Genomic DNA, 16,548 nt, shown 5'->3' on the forward strand with positions numbered 1-16,548 from the left:
GTCAGCGGTTCCGCAGGACGACGTCGGGCGCCCGGACGGCTCCGAGCACCCTGGTGACGACGGTGTCGGCGTCCACGTCGTCCGCCAGGGCCTCGTAGGACAGCACGAGGCGGTGGCGCAGCACGTCCAGCGCCAGCTCGGACAGGTCGTGCGGCAGGACGTAGTCGCGGCCGCGCAGGAACGCCAGCGCCCGGGCGCCGGTGACCAGCGCGATGGACGCCCGGGGGCTCGCCCCGTGGGTGACGTAGTGCTCCAGCTCGCCGAGGCCGGCGGTCGCCGGGGAACGGGTGGCGCCGACCAGGCGCACCGCGTAGTCCACGATCGCCGGATCGACGTACACCTCCTGGGCGCGGGCCCGCATGGCGATCAGGTCGGCGGTCGTCAGCATCGGCTGGGGCGGCTCCGGCGGGCGCAGCGCCCGCTGGACGATCGCCTGCTCCTCGGGCTGCGTCGGGTAGTTCACGACCACCTTCATCATGAAGCGGTCCACCTGCGCCTCGGGCAGCGGGTAGGTGCCCTCCGACTCGATCGGGTTCTCCGTCGCCATGACGAGGAACGGCTCGGGCACCCGGAACGTCTCGCGCCCGATCGTCACCTGGTGCTCCTGCATCACCTCCAGCAGGGCGCTCTGCACCTTGGCGGGGGCGCGGTTGATCTCGTCGGCGAGCAGCAGGTTCGCGAACACCGGGCCCAGCTCGGTCTTGAACTCGCCGGAGTGCTGGTGGTAGACCCGCGTGCCGACGAGGTCGGCGGGCACCAGGTCGGGGGTGAACTGGACGCGCTGGAACGTGCCCTCGATCGCGGCGGCCAGCGACCGCACCGCGAGGGTCTTGGCCAGGCCGGGCACGCCTTCCACCAGCAGGTGGCCGTCGGCGACGAGGGCGACGGCCATGCGTTCCAGCAGGGCGTCCTGGCCGACGATCGTGCGTTTGACCTCGAACAGCACCTGTTCGAGCGGGTGGGAACCGGCCGGCGTGGTCGAGGTCATACCATTCCTTGTCGTCATATCTGCCCTCTGTTGCCCGGCGGGCCGTCGCCCTCGTCGCCGCCCAGGGCCGCGCCGATCGGCACCGCGAACGCGATTCCGGCGAACGCCTCGTCGCCTCCCGGGTCGGCCATCGAGACGACGATCCCGACGAGCAGGCCACGGGCGTCCAGGAGGGGGCCGCCGGAGCTGCCCGGGTTGACGGAGGCGTCGAACTGGATGAGCCCGTCCAGGTCGTCGCCGTCGGCCGTGCGGTCGGCGGTCCTGTTCAGGCCCGACACGACGCCGGTGGAGACGCTGTAGGTCAGGCCCAGCGGGTTGCCGATCGCGACGACGGTCGCGCCGACGTCCACGGCGCCGCCGAGCGTCGCGGGGACGACGATCTCGGGCAGCTTGGCGGGCTTGAGGGTGGCCACGTCGCGCTCGGGATCGGCGGACACGACGGCCGCCTTCGCCCTGGTGCCGTCGGCGAACGTCACGGTGACGTCCTCGGTGTCCTTTCCTCTGGCGCCCTTGCCCTTGGTGCCCTTTCCACCGGTGCCCTTTCCCCCGGTGCCCTTGACGACGTGGTGCGCGGTGAGGATCGTCCCGTCCTCGGCCGCGATCACCCCGGTGCCGAGCGACTTCCCGGTCTGGACGACCACCACCGACGGCCCGACCCGCTTGAAGACCTCGGGCACCGCGAGCGTGGCGGCGGGCGTCGGCGTGGGGCTCGGCCTGGGCCCGGCCCCCTCGACGCTCCGGCCGCCGCCGCCCAGCCAGTACGCCAGCACCGCCACGACGGCCAGCGCGACGCCACCGGCGACGAACCACCGGGCTCTCCCGGCCGCCTGCGGCACGTCCTCCATCGCTCCATCGTCATAAAATTCTGCTCAAAGCGCCACAAAGCTCACCTGAGAACTCCATGAGAACCACCGGCCGGAGCGTCGGGCGTCCGGATGAGAGCTTCTGTCGTACGCCGCTGCTATAGATGGCGCATTAATTGATCTTCACGGAAGCAGGGCGTTCGATGGCATCAGTGACGTTACGCGACGAGACCGCGACCGGCCGGGCACTGGCGGAGCTCCCCCTGTCCGGCCTGCCCGAGCGCATCTCGGCCCGCGAGCTGGTGCGACTACGCGTCCGCGAGGAGGTGGCCCGGCACAACGCCGCCCCGAGCCACCACTTCCGCGGCCTGGTCAAGCCGGCCGACGCCGAGGCCGAGCTGAACGGCTACCGGATGCGCGCCGCCCGCAGGCTGAACTGGGAGCGGCAGGCCGACGCCGCCGAGGCCGCCTTCGCCCGCAACGGCTTCCTGCTGCTGGTCGGCGACCGGCAGATCGAGGACCTGGACACCGAGATCGACCTGGCCGCCGATCCCGTCGTCTCGTTCGTCAAGCTCGTCCCGCTGGTCGGGGGCTGACATGGACGTCCCCCAGCTCCTCCTGTCCCCGCTCGCGTCGCGCCTGCGCGACCTGATCGATGGATGGGCGAACGACCCCTCCCACTGGCCCGAGGTCTCCCGGCTGAGCGTCGGGCTGGCCGGTCTGGGCACCGGCGAGCCGGTCCAGGCCGGCGGCGACCTGCCGAGGTCCGAGCGGTACGCCCTCAGCGAGCAGACCAGGCGGCTGCTGGTCGCGCCGGCCCGCGAGCTGGTCGCGTTCCTGCTCCCGCGGGACGGCGAGCGGCGCGCCGGGACCTTCACCGTGCTGGTCGCCGCCGGGCTGGCCGGCCTGGACGCCGAGGTGCGCGCCCGGCTCGTCCCCGGGTGCGGGCCGATCGCGGTCGCCGAGCTGGACCTGGTGCTCGGCTGGGACGTCGAGCGGCGGGCGCTGTTCGCCGAGGCGACGCGGGCACGGGCGGACGAGCCGCTGCCCGGCCTGACCGAATGGCTCGGCGGCCTGCCCGGCTACCCCGCCTTCGCCCGGACCGCCCTGGAGGCGGCCAGGGCCCGCGTCGCGGCGATCCACGCCGGCGAGATCCCGTACCGGGCGGAGAAGGCGTTCGGCGACGGGGAGAAGCAGGCGCTGGGCCGGGCCGTGCGGCTGGCGCTGGGCCGGGACGAGCCCTGGCTGCCCGAGCTGCTGGACGAGCTGGTACGCGGGATCGCCGTGGCGCCCGACCCGGCGGCCAGGACCCTGCCCTCCCAGGGGCTGCTGTTCGAGATCGCCCGCGCGGCGGAGGAGTACCCGACGCCCGAGGCCGTCTCGGCGTTGCGCACCGCCCGCAGGATCACCCGGCACGGCGGGGTGCCGTTGCAGCTCGACCGCAAGTTCAAGCGCATCGAGCCCGCCCTGGCCGACCGGCTGGAGGTGGCCTTCCGGCTGCCCGACGGGCGGGCGCGGCAGGAGTTCGGCGAGTACGCGGCGGTGATCTCGACCGACGGCGAGGTCGAGCTGTCGTGGTGGCGCGGCGGCAGGAAGCTGAAGACCGTTCCCGCGGCGGTCAGGCGCGAGCACTCCGGCGAGGTCAAGCGGCTGCGCGAGCTGGCCCAGCAGGCCCGGCAGCAGGAGGCGACCCTGGCCAGGGCGCTGGAGGCCGGCTACACCGGCACCACGGTCCCGCCGTACCGGCAGCTGGAAGGCCGGCCGATCACCGACCGGCTGATCTGGGAGTTCGAGGTCTCCCCTGGCGTATGGCGCGCCGAGCTGGGGATGAACGTGCCGGACGTGCCGGTGCGGCTGTGGCATCCGGCCCGCGCGGCGGTGGCGGAGGTGCGCGCCTGGCGGGACGCGGTGCAGGACAAGGAGCTGCGCCAGCCGTTCAAGCAGGCCTTCCGCGAGATCTACCTGCTCACGCCGGCCGAGGAGGCCACCGGCGACCACTCCAACCGGTTCGCCGGCCACATCGCGCACTACCGCCGGCTCCGCGCGCTGTTCAAGCAGCGCGGCTGGCGCTCGGACTTCCTGGGGATGTGGGACGGCGGCTTCGAGGGGCAGGCCGAAAGGGTGATGGCGGGCGGGCTGTGGCGGGCGACGCTGGAGCACTCCCTGTACGACGAGTTCCACGCGAGCACCGGCCCGATCCGCTTCCATCAGTCGGCCGGGGGCGGGTGGCGGCAGGCCCGGCTGGCGGAGGTGCCCGCACTGGTGTTCAGCGAGGCCATGCGGGACGTCGACCTGTTCGTGGCCGTCGCCTCGGTCGCGGCGGATCCCCGGTGGGGCGACCAGGGGCCCGGCCCGTTGCTGGACTACTGGCGGACCGGCGCGTCCGCGCCGCTGCCGCCCTCCGCTGAGGTGCGCCGCGACGCGCTGGCCCGCCTGATCGGGCGCACGGCCATCGCCGGCCGGTGCACGCTCACCGACCGTTTCCTGGTGGTACGCGGCGACCTGCGCACCTACAAGATCCACCTGGGGTCCGCGAACGTCCTGATGGAGCCCAACGACGCCTACCTGTGCATCGTGACCATGGGCGACCCGCACGCGGGCCTGTTCCTGCCCTTCGAGGAGGACGGCCGGCTGGCGCTCATCCTCAGCAAGGCGTTCCTGCTGGCCGACGACACCGCCATCACCGACCCCTCCATCACCCGCCAGCTGCGGACGTGAACCGCCGGGCGGCCCCCGCGGTGGCTCAGGCGGACGGGCGGCCCAGCTCGCGCAGCTGGTCGGTCGTCAGGGCGGAGACGTTCTGGTCGATCGGCGCGTCGGTGTACTGGTGGATCGCCCAGGACTTCCAGTCGGCGGGCGGGGTGATCGCGCCCTTGGCCCGGCTGTAGTGCGCGACCCAGAGGGGGTACTCGGACAGGCCCTTGCCGTAGGTGTCGGCGAAGTTCCAGCCGCTGTAGAACATCGGGGTGATGCCGGTCCTGGCCTTCACGTGCGACAGCCAGGTCCTGGCCCAGGCGTTGACCTCCTCGACCGACCGGCCGTCGGCGGTCTCCAGGTCCAGGACCAGCAGGTCGCCGGGCTTGGCGGGCTGCGCGTTCACCACGGACAGGAAGTGGTCGGCCTCGGCGACGGGATCGTTGCCGGGGCGGCCGTAGTGGTAGGCCCCGCGCACGATGCCCTTGGCGCCCATCTCGCGCCAGTGCCTGGCGAAGGAGGCGTCCTGGAAGCCGGTGCCCTCGGTGGCCTTGATGAAGCCGAACTGGGCCGGGCTGTCGTTCCAGTCGTAGGCCGGCTCGTAGTTGGAGACGTCCACGCCGTAGATGGGCGTGCGGGCCTCGTGGCGCGCCTCGCCGGCGGTGGCGGCGTGGCCGGTGGCGGCCCGCTCGGCGGACGAGGCCAGCGCCGCGCAGGTCACGCCGGTGATCGCGGTGGTCGTGGCCAGGATCGCGCCGCCGACGGCCAGGCCGAAGCGGTCGGAGAGCCGGTTCTTGAGCGTTGCGGCGAGCCGGGACTCGGGCATGAGGTGATGACTCCTTGGTTCCATGCCGCCTGCCGGGTGAGCTGAGGGGTTCGGGCGCACGAGGGGCCCCGGTTCCGCGAGTCGCGGATCAGGCGGTCCGGTCAACGGGGCGGTGGCGGGACGGCAAGAGGCCGCGGCCGAGCACACCGCTGCTCATAAAAGGTACATATCCCACCAAAAGGAGAGCAAATATGATAAAGCCCAACCCAGCCCGCGGCGGCGTGGAACGCCCGGAAACGCCGCTCCAGCAGGGGATCCGTACCCGGGTAGATCTTTCCGGCCGTCCCTAACGCAGCACGGCGGTGAGGGTGCGGCCGTAGGCGTGGCGGGTGACGGCCTCGACCAGCGTGCCGCCGGGGACGCGCCGCGCCGTCACCCCCTCGTCGGCCCGGTCCAGGCGGAGGGAGCGGCCGTGCAGCACGACGGTGACGCGCTCGCGCTTCATCGTCGGGTCCGACAGCGCGACCGTCGTGCGCTCCCCCGACCGTACGAGCACCGAGGCCGGGCCGTCGAGCACGAGCGGGCCGGCGTGGTGCGGGCCCGCCGTGAAGGCGTTGGCCGCCAGCAGGCCGAGATCCCGGTGCCGGACCGCCTGGAGGTGCCGGGTGTTGGCCAGGACGGCGAGCGGCCCCCTGGCGTAGCCGCGCAGGCGGGCCTCGGTCGCGTGGGGGACCAGGGCGTAGGCGAAGGCGGGCAGCTCGCCGGTGGCGGGGTGGGTGACCGTGGCGGTGAAGACGTTCTTGGTGACCGGGGTGTCCGGGTTCGAGGTGCGGACGACCCGGCGGCTGCGGGTCACCGTCTCCAGGCCGGCGGCGACGGGCTGGCGGGAGAGGAAGGCGTAGCCGACGGCGGTGCCGCGGGTGGCGTTGGCGTAACGCAGCCAGCGCGGCGCGCCCGCCCCGCCCTGCCGCCAGGGGGAGCCGGCCCAGGTCTCGCCGCTCAGCGTGACCGCGTCGGAGGGGGCCGCGATGCGGCTGTCCACGGTGGTGACGGCGGCGCGGCCGGCCTGGCCGGAGACGTCCGCGGCCAGGACCACGATCTCGTCGTCGAGCAGGAACCAGGACTTGGTGGCGCGGGCGTCGCGGTAGGCGACGAAGTCGTCGGGCAACAGGCCCGCCTGCTTGGCGGTGTAGGCGGCGTCGTCGGACTGGACCATGCCCGCCACGCCGTACGCGCCGAGGGTCGCGCCGCCGGAGAAGGCGTTGCCGGCGACCGGGAAGTACACGTAGGTGTTCTGGGACTCGGAGGAGGAGGTGAAGTTGAGCGGGTGGCCCGGGTTGTCGTACCACAGGCGGCCGCCGTACAGCTCGGGGATCGTGCGGCGCTCCTCCACCGGGGCCGTCACCCCGGCCAGCCGGTACGGCGAGACCGTCGTGTAGTAGTCGACGCCGAAGACCTCGCGCTGGTCCTCGCCGGCCAGGTAGAGGTAGTGAGCGCCGTCGCCCTGGAACCAGGGCATGAGGTTCTCGCCGCTCATGTACTCGTACTTGCTGATGCGCTCGGAGCTGCGCGCCAGGGCGAAGGCGTAGCCGGGGCGGCGGTGGACGGTGCGGTCCATGGCGTTGAAGGCGACGCTGCGCTCGGGCGGGTTGAGGTCGGCGGCCGGGATCGTGGCGTCGGCGCGGATGGCGGCGTAGCGGGCGATGCTGACCGGCGAGACGAAGGCGGCGGTGTCGGCGGCCGGCAGGTGCTTGACGTACTTCTTCAGCGCCAGGGCGTCCTGCTCCGGCAGGAGGCCGGCGAGGTCGGTGGCGGCCTCCACGATCACGCCGACGTCGGTGTAGCCGGTGGTGGTGCGGGAGACCGCCCGGCCCTTGACGATCTCCATCATCCAGCCCTCGAAGATCAGCGGGGCGAAGCCGTCGGCGATCCAGCGGTGGACGACGCCGGGCAGGCCGGCGGCGCCCTCGGTGGTCACGCCCTCCAGCGTCTTCAGGGTCTGCACGACGCGGGTCAGCAGGGCGCGGCCGTAGGAGCCGGTGTAGGCCACCGAGTGGTGCTGGATGAAGGAGCCGTCGCGGTAGTAGCCGTCGGTGTTGCCGTGCTGGAGGGCGTACGGGTCGATGGTGGCGAACACGGTGGACTGGTCGGCGATCGCCTTGGCGACGCGGGCGTCGTCGGCGGTGAGGGCGCCCTGCACGATGCGGTTGGCGGTGATGTCGGCCAGGTTCGCGCCGGTGTGGAAGCGGGAGTCGAGATCGACGTCGCCGTTCCTGCCGTTGCGGAGGTAGGCGTCCATCGTGGCCAGGTAGGTCGCGGTCAGATCGGCGCGCGACGGCTCGGGCAGCAGGGCGAGGGTCCTGGTCACGTGGGTGGGGATGCCGATCTCCCAGTTGTGCCAGTTGCCGTAGTAGCCCTTCGACTGGTCGCCGTAGTAGCGCTCGTGCAGCCACCGCAGGCCGTCGGCGACGCGGCGCTGGGCGGCGGCGTCGCCGTCGAGCCCGCCGCCGGGGGTGCGAGTGGCCAGGGCGATCTCGTACAGGTACTGGAAGGCCAGCCGCAGGTTGACGTCGTCGGTGCCGAGCGCCAGGCCGGCGAACAGCTCGCCCTCGCCGGCCCGGTCCATCGCGGCCAGGCGCTGCCGGGCGGTGGTGAGGACGGCGGCGAGCTTGGCGGCGACCTCGGGGCGGGCGTTGACCTCGGGCGTGCCGGCGAGCATGGCGACGGTGTTGGCGAGCAGGCGGGCGTGGTCGAGCAGGCGGGCGTGGTCGAGGCCGGCCGCCGCGCGGGCGGGAGCGGCGGCGGCCAGCAGGAGGCCGGCGGGGAGCAGGGAGAGGACCTGGCGGCGGGAAGGCTGCGGCACGGCGGGCTCCAGGCCGTTGGGAGGACGGGCCGCGCTCACCATACATGATCTTTTCGGGCTCGCCCAGGGCCTCCGGTGACTGTTCCTGCGCGGCCGGGGCCGCCGCCGCGCGCTATCGCGCACCTCCGGGCGGCAGGCCGAGCCGGACGGGAAGGGTCAGCGGGCCGACCGTGAAGAACGACGGCGAGTACGGGATGTCGTCCGGGTCGATCGCGAGGGTGAGGTCCGGCAGCCGCCCGTACAGGGAGGCCAGCGCCAGCCGGCTCTCCAGCCGGGCCAGCGCCGCGCCGACGCAGTAGCGGGGGCCGTGGCCGAAGCCTAGGTGGCCAATCTGCTCGCGGGTGAGGTCGAAGCGGTCCGCGCTGTCGCCGTACCGGGCCGGATCGAGGCCGGTCGCCTGGAAGGCGACGCCCACCGCCCGCCCCGCGGGGATGCGCACCCCGGCGACGCTCACCTCGGCGGCGGTGAAGCGGAAGCTGGTCATCAGCACCGAGTGGCGGTAACGCAGGGTCTCCTCGACCACGTCGGCCCACCGGTCGCCGGCCTTGGCCAGCGCGAGCTGCCCGGGATCGCGGGCCAGGGCCACGACGGCGTGCCCGAGCAGGTGCACGGTGGTCTCGTGGCCGGCGACGAGCATGAGCCACAACACGCCCACCAGTTCGTCGGTGGTGAGCCGGTCGGCCTCGTCGCGGGCCTGGACCAGGCCGGAGGTGAGGTCGTCGCCGGGGTCGCGCTGCTTGCGCGCCACCAGGTCGTACAGGAACGCCTGCAGGTCGCGCTGCGTCGCGAACGCCGCCTCCGGCGTGTTGTCGTGCGCGAGCAGCGTGGCGGTCCAGGCGCGCACCCGGGGCCGGTCCGCGGCGGCCACGCCGAACAGCTCGCAGATCACGTCCATCGGCAGCGCCCCGGTGAAGGCGGGCACCAGGTCCACGCCGTCGCCGGCGGCCACCACGCCGTCCAGCAGGCCGTCGATGATCTGCTGGACGCGCGGCTCCAGGGCCGCGACGCGGGCCGGGGTGAACGCCCGGCCGACGAGGCCGCGCAGGCGCCGGTGGTCGGCGCCGTCGATGGTGGCCAGGTGACCGCCCTGGACGATCGCGCGCAGCGGCCAGTCCTCGGGGATCGACCCGTCGTGCAGGGCGGGCCAGCGGGCGGGGTCGCGCAGGAAGGTCCGGTCGTCCCCGGCGAGGATCTCCTGCGCGGCCTGGTGGGTCAGCGCCAGGTAGGCGGGGACGCCTCCCGGGAACTCCACCTCGACCACGGGGGCCAGCTCGCGGAGCCTGAGACAGGTGTCGAGCGGGCTCTCGCCCGCGACAGGAAAGGAGGGCAGTTTCGTCGTCGCCATCCACCCGAATCTACGGACGTCAGGGCCCCGCCCGTCAGTGCCGCGAAGGATACTTCCCCGCGTGCGGCGCCATTGGCGGTGGACGGTCGCGTATGCGGGTGAGCGTCCCGTGCATGGACCGCCCGGGGCGGCCGGGACCACCATGAGGGCATGATGATCCTCGCCCTCGTCACCCTCGTCCTGCACGGCCTGCTCGCCGGCCTCTTCTACACCTTCTCGATGTCCGTCGTGCCCGGCCTGAACGCGGTCGAGCCGGCGCAGGCCGAGGCGGCGATGCGCAGCGTCAACCGCAAGATCCTCAACCCCTGGCTCTTCGTGGTGTTCCTGGGCTCGCCGGTGGCCGCGCTGGTGACCGGGCTCCTGGCGGACGGCGCCGCCGCGGCGTGGTTCCTCGCCGCGGCCGCGGTGGGCTTCGCCGGCTCCTTCCTCGTCACCGCCGCGATCAACGTCCCGATGAACAACGCGCTCGACGCGGGGACGATGCCGTGGAAGGACTACACGCGCAGGTGGACGGCCTGGAACACGCTGCGGGCCGCGGCCTCCGTGGCGGCTCTCGCGCTGGTCGGAGCCGGGCTTATCGCCCTGTAGAGGGGTAGGGGCCAGGCATGGCGAACGACAATCTGTGGCGCTACCGGCCGGAGCTCAAGGAGCACGAGTCGGTGGAGCTGGTCGGCTTCGAGGTGGAGGCGACCGACGGGAAGATCGGCGCGGTGGACGCGGCCAACAACGCCGTCGGCGACAGCTACGTGGTCGTGGACACCGGGCCGTGGATCTTCGGCAGGAAGGTGCTGATCCCGGCGGGCGCGGTCGAGCGCATCGACCAGGACGCCCGCAAGCTCTACGTCGGCCGCACCAAGGACGAGATCAAGAAGGCGCCGGAGTTCGACGAGACCTCCTACCGGGACACCCGCTACCGCGACGAGGTCGGCGGCTACTACGCGGCCTTCCCGGGCACGATGTGACATGACGAAGCGAGGGGAACCGTCGGTCGCGGCCTCCGGCCAGTGGCGGGACGAGAACGGCGTGCGCATGCCCGCCGGCGAGGCGCACGCCTGGTACCCCGGCACCAACCAGACCCTGTGCGGCCTGCCGCTGAGCCGGGCCCGCCTGCTGCGCTTCCACCACGTCCGCTGGCCCGAGGTCTTCCCGGAGTCGGGCGGCGCGGCCGAGGAGATCGGCGAGGTGTGCCGCAGGTGCGTGGCCGCGTCGGGGCGGCGCTCGCACCGGGGGTGGAGCGGGACATGGACGCGGATCTCGCCGCGCCCATGACCCGCGTCCGGAACCACGGAGTGCCCGGGCTCTCAGAGGGACAGCAGGGCGACCGGTGACGGGCGCTCGCAGGTGCTGGTGATCGGCACCGCCGCCCCCGAGTGGGCCGAGGCCAGCAGCGACTCCATGACGTCGAGGACGTGGAAGGCCAGCGTCCCGCTCGCCCGCGGCTCCTCGCCCGCCGGGGTGGCGGCCAGGTCGGCCAGGCCGACGCCGCGGCCCGCGTCCCGGTAGCCGGCCGACTCCGGCAGGTCGCGCCAGCCCTCCTCGCCCACCCCGGAGAGCTGGACGACGCCGTCGAAGTGGTTGGGGTTGGGGACGACCAGCGAGCCGCGCTCGCCGTGCACCTCGATGTGCGGCGCCCTGGTGGCCGCCGCGTCGAAGCTCATCACCAGCGTGGACAGCGCGCCCGAGGCGTGCACGAGGACGCCGGTGACGTGGGTGTCCACGGTCACCGGGATCTCCTCGCCGCGCCGCGGGCCGGAGCCGATCGTGCGCTTGGCCCGGGGGCGGGCGGCCGCGCCGATCACCGAGGCCACCGGCCCGAGGAGCGTCACCAGGCTGGTGATGTAGTACGGGCCCATGTCGAGCAGCGGCCCGCCACCGGGGACGTAGTAGAAGTCGGGGTTGGGGTGCCAGCGCTCGTGGCCCGGCGTGACCATCGTGGCGGTGGCGGCGAGCGGGCGGCCGACGAGGCCGTCGTCGATGGCCTTGCGGGCGGTCTGCGTGCCGGTGCCGAGCACGGTGTCCGGCGCGCAGCCCACCCGCACGCCCGCCGCCTCGGCCGCCCGCAGCACCCCGGCCGCCTCCTCCGAGGTGGCGGCCAGCGGCTTCTCGCCGTAGACGTCCTTGCCCGCGGCGATCGCCAGCAGCGCGACCTCGGCGTGCGCGGCCGGGACGGTGAGGTTGAGCACGACGTCCACGTCCGGCTCGGCCACCAGGTCCGCGACGGTCATGACCGCGACGCCGGGGTAGGGCGCGACCGCCTCCCGCGCCCGGTCCAGGTCGAGGTCGGCGACGGCCGCCAGGCGGAGCTGCGGCAGGCGGTCGATGGTGCGGAAGTACTGGGCCGAGATCGCGCCGCAGCCGACGACGCCGACGTTCAGCGGCTGGCCCACAACATGCCCCTCTCGATGATGGTGCGGACGGTCTCGTGCTGGAGGACGTCCAGGCTGTGGCCGGGGGTGGTGACGAAGATGCGGCCCTCGCCCCACTGGCGGGTCCAGAGGGCGGGCGAGGTGACCTCACGGTGCCACGGGTCCCAGGGGCGGACCCGCTGGGTGGTCGTGGCGAGCACGTCGATGTAGTCGTCGGTCAGGACCCAGTACTGCTCGGTCACGAGGTCGAAGTCGGCCAGGCCCTCGGTGATCGGGTGCCCGGCCGCCTCGGGCAGCAGGTTCACGGTGTAGGGGACGAAGTTGTCGGCCTGCGTGCCCTCCCGCTCGTCCGGGTGCTTGCCGGGGTGGCAGGCGAACTGGCCGCCGATGAGGTGGAGGTAGTCGGAGGAGTTGCGGTAGGAGTCGGCGATGCCGCCGTGCCAGCCGGCCATGCCGGTGCCGGCCCGGATCGCGGCCTCCAGTCCCTTCAGCTCCTCCGGCGCGATGGTGCCCATGGTGTAGCACTGCACGATGAGATCGACGCCGGACATGTACGAGGGGTCCGCGTACGGCGCCGGTGAGTCGGCCCTCCGCACCTCGAACCCGTTCTTCTCCAGGAAGGGGATGAACAGCTCCGTGGCCTCGACCGGGGAGTGCCCTTCCCAGCCGCCCCGAACCACGAGAGCCTTTCGGCCCTGGTCACTTGCCATGCTTTCGCCTATCGCCGAGTGGTCGAACGCTCCGATCGTCCCATTCCCGCATAGGTGGCGTGAGAGTGGGCAGCGCTTTCCGGGCAGACCCCCGGCCGGGGCACGAGGGGCGGCAGTTTACGGATGCCTTAGTCCGGCGGGGTTCTCATACAGAGGGATCAACGCAAATGAGACGACGCGAATGAGACGAAAGGTAACGCCTATGAATGCCGATCATCATCGCGACCACCGGATCAGGCGGCCGCTGTTCGTCGCCGCCACCGCGGTGTTAATGGCGACGGGCGGGGCCGGTGCCGGAGTCGCGGTGGCCGCGGCGGGCGCCACGCCCGCCGATCCCCCGACCGCCACCCCCACCGACAGCGCGCCCCCCACGGACAGCGCCACCCCGACCGACACGATCACGATCACCGCCACCGCCACCGAGGAACCCCCGACCGACACCCCGACCGGCACCCCCACCGCGACCCCCACTCCCGAGCTCGCCCCGCTCAGCCCCTGGGGCTTCGTCGGCGCGATGCACGGCGAGTTCGCGGTGGCCACCAAGGACGGCTGCGGCTCGGTGACGCTGTTCGCCCAGACGGGCCAGGCGACCGCCGTGTCGGAGGACTCCATCACGGTACGCAGCCAGGACGGCCTGGAGAAGACGTACACGATCGGCGAGGACACCCAAACGATCGCCGGCCGTCGCGGCACCAGCCCGATCCGGCAGGACGACTGGGTGTCGGTGACCGCCGTCCCCGCCGATGAGGGCGGCAACGGCACGGCCCTGTACGTCTACGACCTGTCGCGCCCGGTCAAGCGGACCTGGAAGGGCTGGGGCCGCGGCTGGCACTGGTGGGCTCCCGCGCCGTCGTGGCGCACGCCGGCCACCTGCCCCACGCCGACGTCGCCCACCACGCCGACCGCGACCCCGCCGACGGTGACCTCGACCGCGACCCCGCCGACCCCGACCGTCACCCCGACCGCCACCCCGACCGCCACCCCGACCATCACCCCGCCCACCCCGCCCACGGACACCCCGACGACGGCCCTCACGACGCCGCCGCCGAGCCCGTGACCGATCGCTAGCGACACCCACCGGTCCCGAGCAGTACCCCCGTCCCAGGTGCGGGTCCCGGCCCCCGGCCGGCGCGAGCACGCCGGTGGCGCGGTCGGCCCCCTGGGACACACCGGCGGTCAGCGGCCCCGCGGCGGGCGGGCCGCCGGGGCGGCGAGCGGCGCGTAGGTGACGCCGGTCAGGCGTTCGGACATCAGCCACAGGCGTGCGGCCGTGCCGGTGTCACGGACGGCGCGCTCGCGGGTGCGGCGGACGGGCTCGCCACGCAGTTGCAGAAGGCCGTCGGGGACGACGTAGCTGCCCCCCGGCAGGTCCGGTACGGTCGCCGCGTACAGCGAGGTCTTCGCCCCCTCCTGGACCGGGCGGAAGGCCAGGCGCAGCAGCAGGCGCGTGAGGGCCGCGTACAGCCGCCCCCTGCCGCTGTTGGCGCCGCCGGTGAGCACGTTGGTGCGGGTGAGCCCGGGGGCGACGGCCATGCTCCGCAGCCTCAGCCCGGCGGCGTCCGCCCGGCGTTGCAGCTCCATGGCGAAGTGGAGGTTGGCCCGCTTGGAGGCCACGTAGGCGAAGGCCGTCCGGTAGCCGCGCTCGGCGTTGAGGTTGCCCAGGTCGAAGCGGGCGAAGCGCTGGCCCTCGCTGCTGACGGTGACCACGCGCGGATCGGGCGCGGCGAGCAGGTGGGGCAGCAGCAGGCCGGTCAGGGCGAAGGTGCCCAGGTGGTTGATGCCGAACTGCGACTCGAACCCGTCGGCGGTCCGCGCGTAGGGCACCATCGCCACTCCCGCGTTGTTGACCAGCAGGTCGAGCCGGTCATGGTCCCAGGCGGCGGCGAACGCGCGGATGGAGGCGAGGCTCCCCAGGTCCACCCGGCGCAGCTCCAGGCGGGCGGCGGGGGCCTCCGCCCGCAGGCGGCCGAGCGCGTCGCGGCCCCGTTCGGGGCTCCGGCAGGCCAGGACGACGTGCGCCCCGCGGAGGGCCAGCTCGCGGGCGGTGACGTAGCCGATGCCGCTGTTGGCGCCGGTCACCACCACGATCCGGCCGGCCTGGCCGGGCATGGAACGCGGGGTCCATCCGGGGGATCTGCGCATGGTGTGCCACCTCAGAGGAGAGCGGGAACTCGTATCGCAACTTCAAGTTGCGATACGATGATCGTGTCACCCGCCGCCGAACATCGCAACTCGGAGTTGCCATGCAGCCTGAGCAGTCCCCCGCCCGGCCGGTCGGCCGCGGCGCCAAAGTACGGGCCGCCGTCCACGCCGCCACCCTCGCCGAGCTGGTGGACAAGGGCTACGCCGCGCTGACCGTCGAGAACGTCGCCCAGCGCGCCGGGGTCCACAAGACGACGGTGTACCGGCGGTGGAAGGACCGGGAGACGCTGCTCGCCGACGCCCTGGCCGAGCACATGGCGGCGGACATCCCCGTGCCCGACACCGGGGCCGTCGAGGACGACCTGCGGGCGCTGGCCCGCTCGATCGTCCAGACGTTCACCAGCCCGTCCGGGCGGGCCGTCCTCGCCGCCATGTTCACCGGCGCGGCCCACCTGCCGGAGATCGCCGCGGCCCGGCGGCGGGTCTTCGCCGACCGGCTCGCCAGGGCCGAGCCGGTGGTCACGCGTGCCGTCGAGCGCGGCGAACTGCCCCGGGGCGTCGATCCCGCCGAGGTGCTGAAGACCCTGGCCGCGCCGATCTATCTGCGCCTGCTCGTCACCGCCGACCCGGTCGACGAGACGACCGCCGACCACGCGGTACGCGTCACGCTGGCCGCCGCGCGCGCCGGCGCCCTGTAGATCGGGCCTTCTACAAATCGGGCATTGACGAAAAATCCTTACATGGTACTCATAGATCGAGTCGGAAAGCTTCAACCCCCCGAAGCTCACCCGAAGGGAGACGCGCATGGCGCGTACCACGTCCGCCGGACCGCCCGCCGACTTACTCGGCCCCGTCCAAGGTGAGGTCTCCTGGTTCTGCTGCGGCAACGCCTGGGGCCCCTGCAGCAGCACCGGCAAGGGAGCCTGCGGCACCTGCAACTCCGGCAACCTGCAACACGCCTGGCCCAACACCTCCGACGCCTGCTGGGCCATCACCCGCCCCGACAGCTGCGGCTTCAGCCTCTCGCGCCGGACCTGCGGCTTCCAGCACCGCACCACGGCACTGTGCACCGGCACCAGCGTCGTCACCACCATCGCCGACTGCGGCCCGCAGACCGACCTGTTCTGCGGCGAGCAGAGCTGCTGCGGCGCCACCTGCGCGAGCAACCGGCTGATCGACCTCACCCCGGCCGCGTTCAGCCGGATCGCCAGCCTGTCCGCGGGCCTGCGCCCGGCCGAGATCTCGACGGTGTAGGGGGCGGGCATGCGCAGCAGACGGGATGTGCTCAGGTCCGCCGTGCTCGGCGGCGGCGCCGGCGTCGTGGCCGCCACCGCGCTCGGCTCGCTCGGCCCGGAGGCCGCCTTCGCCACCGCCGCGGCCCCCGACGCCGAGCCCGGCGCCCCCGACCCGAACTTCGCCGAGGGCCGGATCCGCTCGATCAAGGACAACACGCTGCTCGTCCTCGGCTCGAACATGGTCTTCCACACCATCAGGGTCGTGGACGGCACCAGCCTGTGGAAGCTCGGCCCGGTCGGCTTCGACCAGGCCAGGCCGGGTGACGGCCTGTACGCGCGCGGCGTCCGCATGCCCGACGGGATGCTGGCCGCCGAGGCGGTGTGGCTCAACATCGTCAACATCAAGGGCCACATCACCGACATCAAGCACCAGACCCTCCACCTGGACCACAACGGGCACGAGGTGCTGTGCCACGTCGTGCCCGGCACGTCGGTCGCCGTCCACTCCGAGTCCCCGCCGACCTCCGACCTGTCGCTGCTGAAGGTCGCCCAGCACGTGCAGATCCTGGGCGCCTGGCGGCCGGACACCAACGAGGTCGACATCGCCACCGTCTTCTCGCCGCACTAGGAACCAGG

General features: G+C 73.2%; 17 protein-coding genes. 9 read left to right on the forward strand and 8 right to left on the reverse strand.

Annotation, left to right across the window (positions count from 1 at the left end):
* Position 1 precedes the first annotated feature (1 nt).
* Positions 2–988: an AAA family ATPase gene (locus AB0H75_RS35105; protein WP_367803943.1), complete on the reverse strand. Its 987-nt coding sequence runs from the start codon at positions 986–988 to the stop codon at positions 2–4.
* A gap of 14 nt (positions 989–1,002) precedes the next feature.
* The gene (locus tag AB0H75_RS35110) at positions 1,003–1,833 is read right to left on the reverse strand and encodes a S1C family serine protease (protein ID WP_367803944.1); all 831 of its coding nucleotides are present in this window, start codon (positions 1,831–1,833) and stop codon (positions 1,003–1,005) included.
* Between the two features lie 161 nt (positions 1,834–1,994).
* Between AB0H75_RS35110 and AB0H75_RS35115 the strand changes: the two genes are divergently transcribed.
* Together AB0H75_RS35115 and AB0H75_RS35120 are read left to right on the forward strand one after the other, a co-directional pair.
* Complete coding sequence (locus AB0H75_RS35115) at positions 1,995–2,387, forward strand: hypothetical protein (protein ID WP_367803945.1); 393 nt, start codon at positions 1,995–1,997, stop codon at positions 2,385–2,387.
* 1 nt (position 2,388) lies between these two features.
* The gene (locus AB0H75_RS35120; RefSeq protein ID WP_367803946.1) at positions 2,389–4,509 is read left to right on the forward strand and encodes a DUF4132 domain-containing protein; all 2,121 of its coding nucleotides are present in this window, start codon (positions 2,389–2,391) and stop codon (positions 4,507–4,509) included.
* 25 nt (positions 4,510–4,534) lie between these two features.
* Here AB0H75_RS35120 and AB0H75_RS35125 read toward each other — a convergent pair whose 3' ends face one another.
* The 3 genes from AB0H75_RS35125 to AB0H75_RS35135 form a co-directional block, all read right to left on the reverse strand.
* Positions 4,535–5,311 carry a glycoside hydrolase family 25 protein gene (locus tag AB0H75_RS35125; protein WP_367803947.1) on the reverse strand — a complete coding sequence of 259 codons (777 nt, stop codon included), beginning with the start codon at positions 5,309–5,311 and terminating at the stop codon, positions 4,535–4,537.
* 286 nt (positions 5,312–5,597) lie between these two features.
* Positions 5,598–8,114: a polysaccharide lyase family 8 super-sandwich domain-containing protein gene (locus AB0H75_RS35130; protein WP_367803948.1), complete on the reverse strand. Its 2,517-nt coding sequence runs from the start codon at positions 8,112–8,114 to the stop codon at positions 5,598–5,600.
* Between the two features lie 112 nt (positions 8,115–8,226).
* Complete coding sequence (locus tag AB0H75_RS35135; RefSeq protein WP_367803949.1) at positions 8,227–9,459, reverse strand: cytochrome P450; 1,233 nt, start codon at positions 9,457–9,459, stop codon at positions 8,227–8,229.
* A gap of 150 nt (positions 9,460–9,609) precedes the next feature.
* Between AB0H75_RS35135 and AB0H75_RS35140 the strand changes: the two genes are divergently transcribed.
* The 3 genes from AB0H75_RS35140 to AB0H75_RS35150 are packed head-to-tail and all read left to right on the forward strand — an operon-like array spanning position 9,610 to position 10,728.
* Positions 9,610–10,047 (forward strand): DUF1772 domain-containing protein, encoded by a 438-nt coding sequence (locus AB0H75_RS35140; RefSeq protein WP_367803950.1) that lies wholly within the window; start codon positions 9,610–9,612, stop codon positions 10,045–10,047.
* 17 nt (positions 10,048–10,064) lie between these two features.
* A complete protein-coding gene (locus tag AB0H75_RS35145; protein ID WP_367803951.1) occupies positions 10,065–10,421 on the forward strand; it encodes a PRC-barrel domain containing protein in 357 nt (118 codons plus the stop codon).
* Between the two features lies 1 nt (position 10,422).
* A complete protein-coding gene (locus AB0H75_RS35150; protein ID WP_367803952.1) occupies positions 10,423–10,728 on the forward strand; it encodes a hypothetical protein in 306 nt (101 codons plus the stop codon).
* A 32-nt stretch (positions 10,729–10,760) separates the two neighbouring features.
* Here AB0H75_RS35150 and AB0H75_RS35155 read toward each other — a convergent pair whose 3' ends face one another.
* Together AB0H75_RS35155 and AB0H75_RS35160 are read right to left on the reverse strand one after the other, a co-directional pair.
* Positions 10,761–11,846 (reverse strand): Gfo/Idh/MocA family protein, encoded by a 1,086-nt coding sequence (locus tag AB0H75_RS35155; protein ID WP_367803953.1) that lies wholly within the window; start codon positions 11,844–11,846, stop codon positions 10,761–10,763.
* Positions 11,831–12,535 (reverse strand): ThuA domain-containing protein, encoded by a 705-nt coding sequence (locus tag AB0H75_RS35160; RefSeq protein WP_367803954.1) that lies wholly within the window; start codon positions 12,533–12,535, stop codon positions 11,831–11,833. Before AB0H75_RS35160 ends, AB0H75_RS35155 begins: the two co-directional genes overlap by 16 nt.
* A 202-nt stretch (positions 12,536–12,737) precedes the next feature.
* Between AB0H75_RS35160 and AB0H75_RS35165 the strand changes: the two genes are divergently transcribed.
* Complete coding sequence (locus tag AB0H75_RS35165; protein ID WP_367803955.1) at positions 12,738–13,592, forward strand: hypothetical protein; 855 nt, start codon at positions 12,738–12,740, stop codon at positions 13,590–13,592.
* 119 nt (positions 13,593–13,711) lie between these two features.
* Here AB0H75_RS35165 and AB0H75_RS35170 read toward each other — a convergent pair whose 3' ends face one another.
* Positions 13,712–14,677 carry an oxidoreductase gene (locus AB0H75_RS35170; RefSeq protein WP_367803956.1) on the reverse strand — a complete coding sequence of 322 codons (966 nt, stop codon included), beginning with the start codon at positions 14,675–14,677 and terminating at the stop codon, positions 13,712–13,714.
* Positions 14,678–14,778: 101 nt separating this feature from the next.
* Here AB0H75_RS35170 and AB0H75_RS35175 point away from each other — a divergent pair, with 101 nt between their 5' ends.
* The 3 genes from AB0H75_RS35175 (at position 14,779) to AB0H75_RS35185 (ending at position 16,540) form a co-directional block, all read left to right on the forward strand.
* Entirely contained in the window at positions 14,779–15,375 is a 597-nt protein-coding gene (locus tag AB0H75_RS35175; RefSeq protein ID WP_367803957.1) for a TetR/AcrR family transcriptional regulator, read from the forward strand.
* Between the two features lie 106 nt (positions 15,376–15,481).
* The gene (locus AB0H75_RS35180) at positions 15,482–15,931 is read left to right on the forward strand and encodes an RlpA-like double-psi beta-barrel domain-containing protein (RefSeq protein ID WP_367803958.1); all 450 of its coding nucleotides are present in this window, start codon (positions 15,482–15,484) and stop codon (positions 15,929–15,931) included.
* A 9-nt stretch (positions 15,932–15,940) separates the two neighbouring features.
* Positions 15,941–16,540: a cell wall protein gene (locus AB0H75_RS35185; protein ID WP_367803959.1), complete on the forward strand. Its 600-nt coding sequence runs from the start codon at positions 15,941–15,943 to the stop codon at positions 16,538–16,540.
* The last annotated feature ends 8 nt before the right edge of the window (positions 16,541–16,548 follow it).

Origin of the sequence: Nonomuraea sp. NPDC050783 (genome assembly GCF_040802095.1) — a bacterium.
In the GTDB taxonomy this organism is placed as follows: domain Bacteria; phylum Actinomycetota; class Actinomycetes; order Streptosporangiales; family Streptosporangiaceae; genus Nonomuraea.

Bases quoted from the DNA above. Each gene is read 5' to 3' on its own strand.
- AB0H75_RS35175 (WP_367803957.1), top strand. From the start codon at position 14,779: ATGCAGCCTGAGCAGTCCCCCGCCCGGCCGGTCGGCCGCGGCGCCAAA.
- AB0H75_RS35165 (WP_367803955.1), top strand. From the start codon at position 12,738: ATGAATGCCGATCATCATCGCGACCACCGGATCAGGCGGCCGCTGTTC.
- AB0H75_RS35110 (WP_367803944.1), bottom strand. From the start codon at position 1,833: ATGGAGGACGTGCCGCAGGCGGCCGGGAGAGCCCGGTGGTTCGTCGCC.
- AB0H75_RS35170 (WP_367803956.1), bottom strand. From the start codon at position 14,677: ATGCGCAGATCCCCCGGATGGACCCCGCGTTCCATGCCCGGCCAGGCC.
- AB0H75_RS35140 (WP_367803950.1), top strand. From the start codon at position 9,610: ATGATGATCCTCGCCCTCGTCACCCTCGTCCTGCACGGCCTGCTCGCC.
- AB0H75_RS35115 (WP_367803945.1), top strand. From the start codon at position 1,995: ATGGCATCAGTGACGTTACGCGACGAGACCGCGACCGGCCGGGCACTG.
- AB0H75_RS35160 (WP_367803954.1), bottom strand. From the start codon at position 12,535: ATGGCAAGTGACCAGGGCCGAAAGGCTCTCGTGGTTCGGGGCGGCTGG.
- AB0H75_RS35185 (WP_367803959.1), top strand. From the start codon at position 15,941: ATGCGCAGCAGACGGGATGTGCTCAGGTCCGCCGTGCTCGGCGGCGGC.
- AB0H75_RS35150 (WP_367803952.1), top strand. From the start codon at position 10,423: ATGACGAAGCGAGGGGAACCGTCGGTCGCGGCCTCCGGCCAGTGGCGG.
- AB0H75_RS35120 (WP_367803946.1), top strand. From the start codon at position 2,389: ATGGACGTCCCCCAGCTCCTCCTGTCCCCGCTCGCGTCGCGCCTGCGC.
- AB0H75_RS35135 (WP_367803949.1), bottom strand. From the start codon at position 9,459: ATGGCGACGACGAAACTGCCCTCCTTTCCTGTCGCGGGCGAGAGCCCG.
- AB0H75_RS35145 (WP_367803951.1), top strand. From the start codon at position 10,065: ATGGCGAACGACAATCTGTGGCGCTACCGGCCGGAGCTCAAGGAGCAC.
- AB0H75_RS35125 (WP_367803947.1), bottom strand. From the start codon at position 5,311: ATGCCCGAGTCCCGGCTCGCCGCAACGCTCAAGAACCGGCTCTCCGAC.
- AB0H75_RS35105 (WP_367803943.1), bottom strand. From the start codon at position 988: ATGACCTCGACCACGCCGGCCGGTTCCCACCCGCTCGAACAGGTGCTG.
- AB0H75_RS35180 (WP_367803958.1), top strand. From the start codon at position 15,482: ATGGCGCGTACCACGTCCGCCGGACCGCCCGCCGACTTACTCGGCCCC.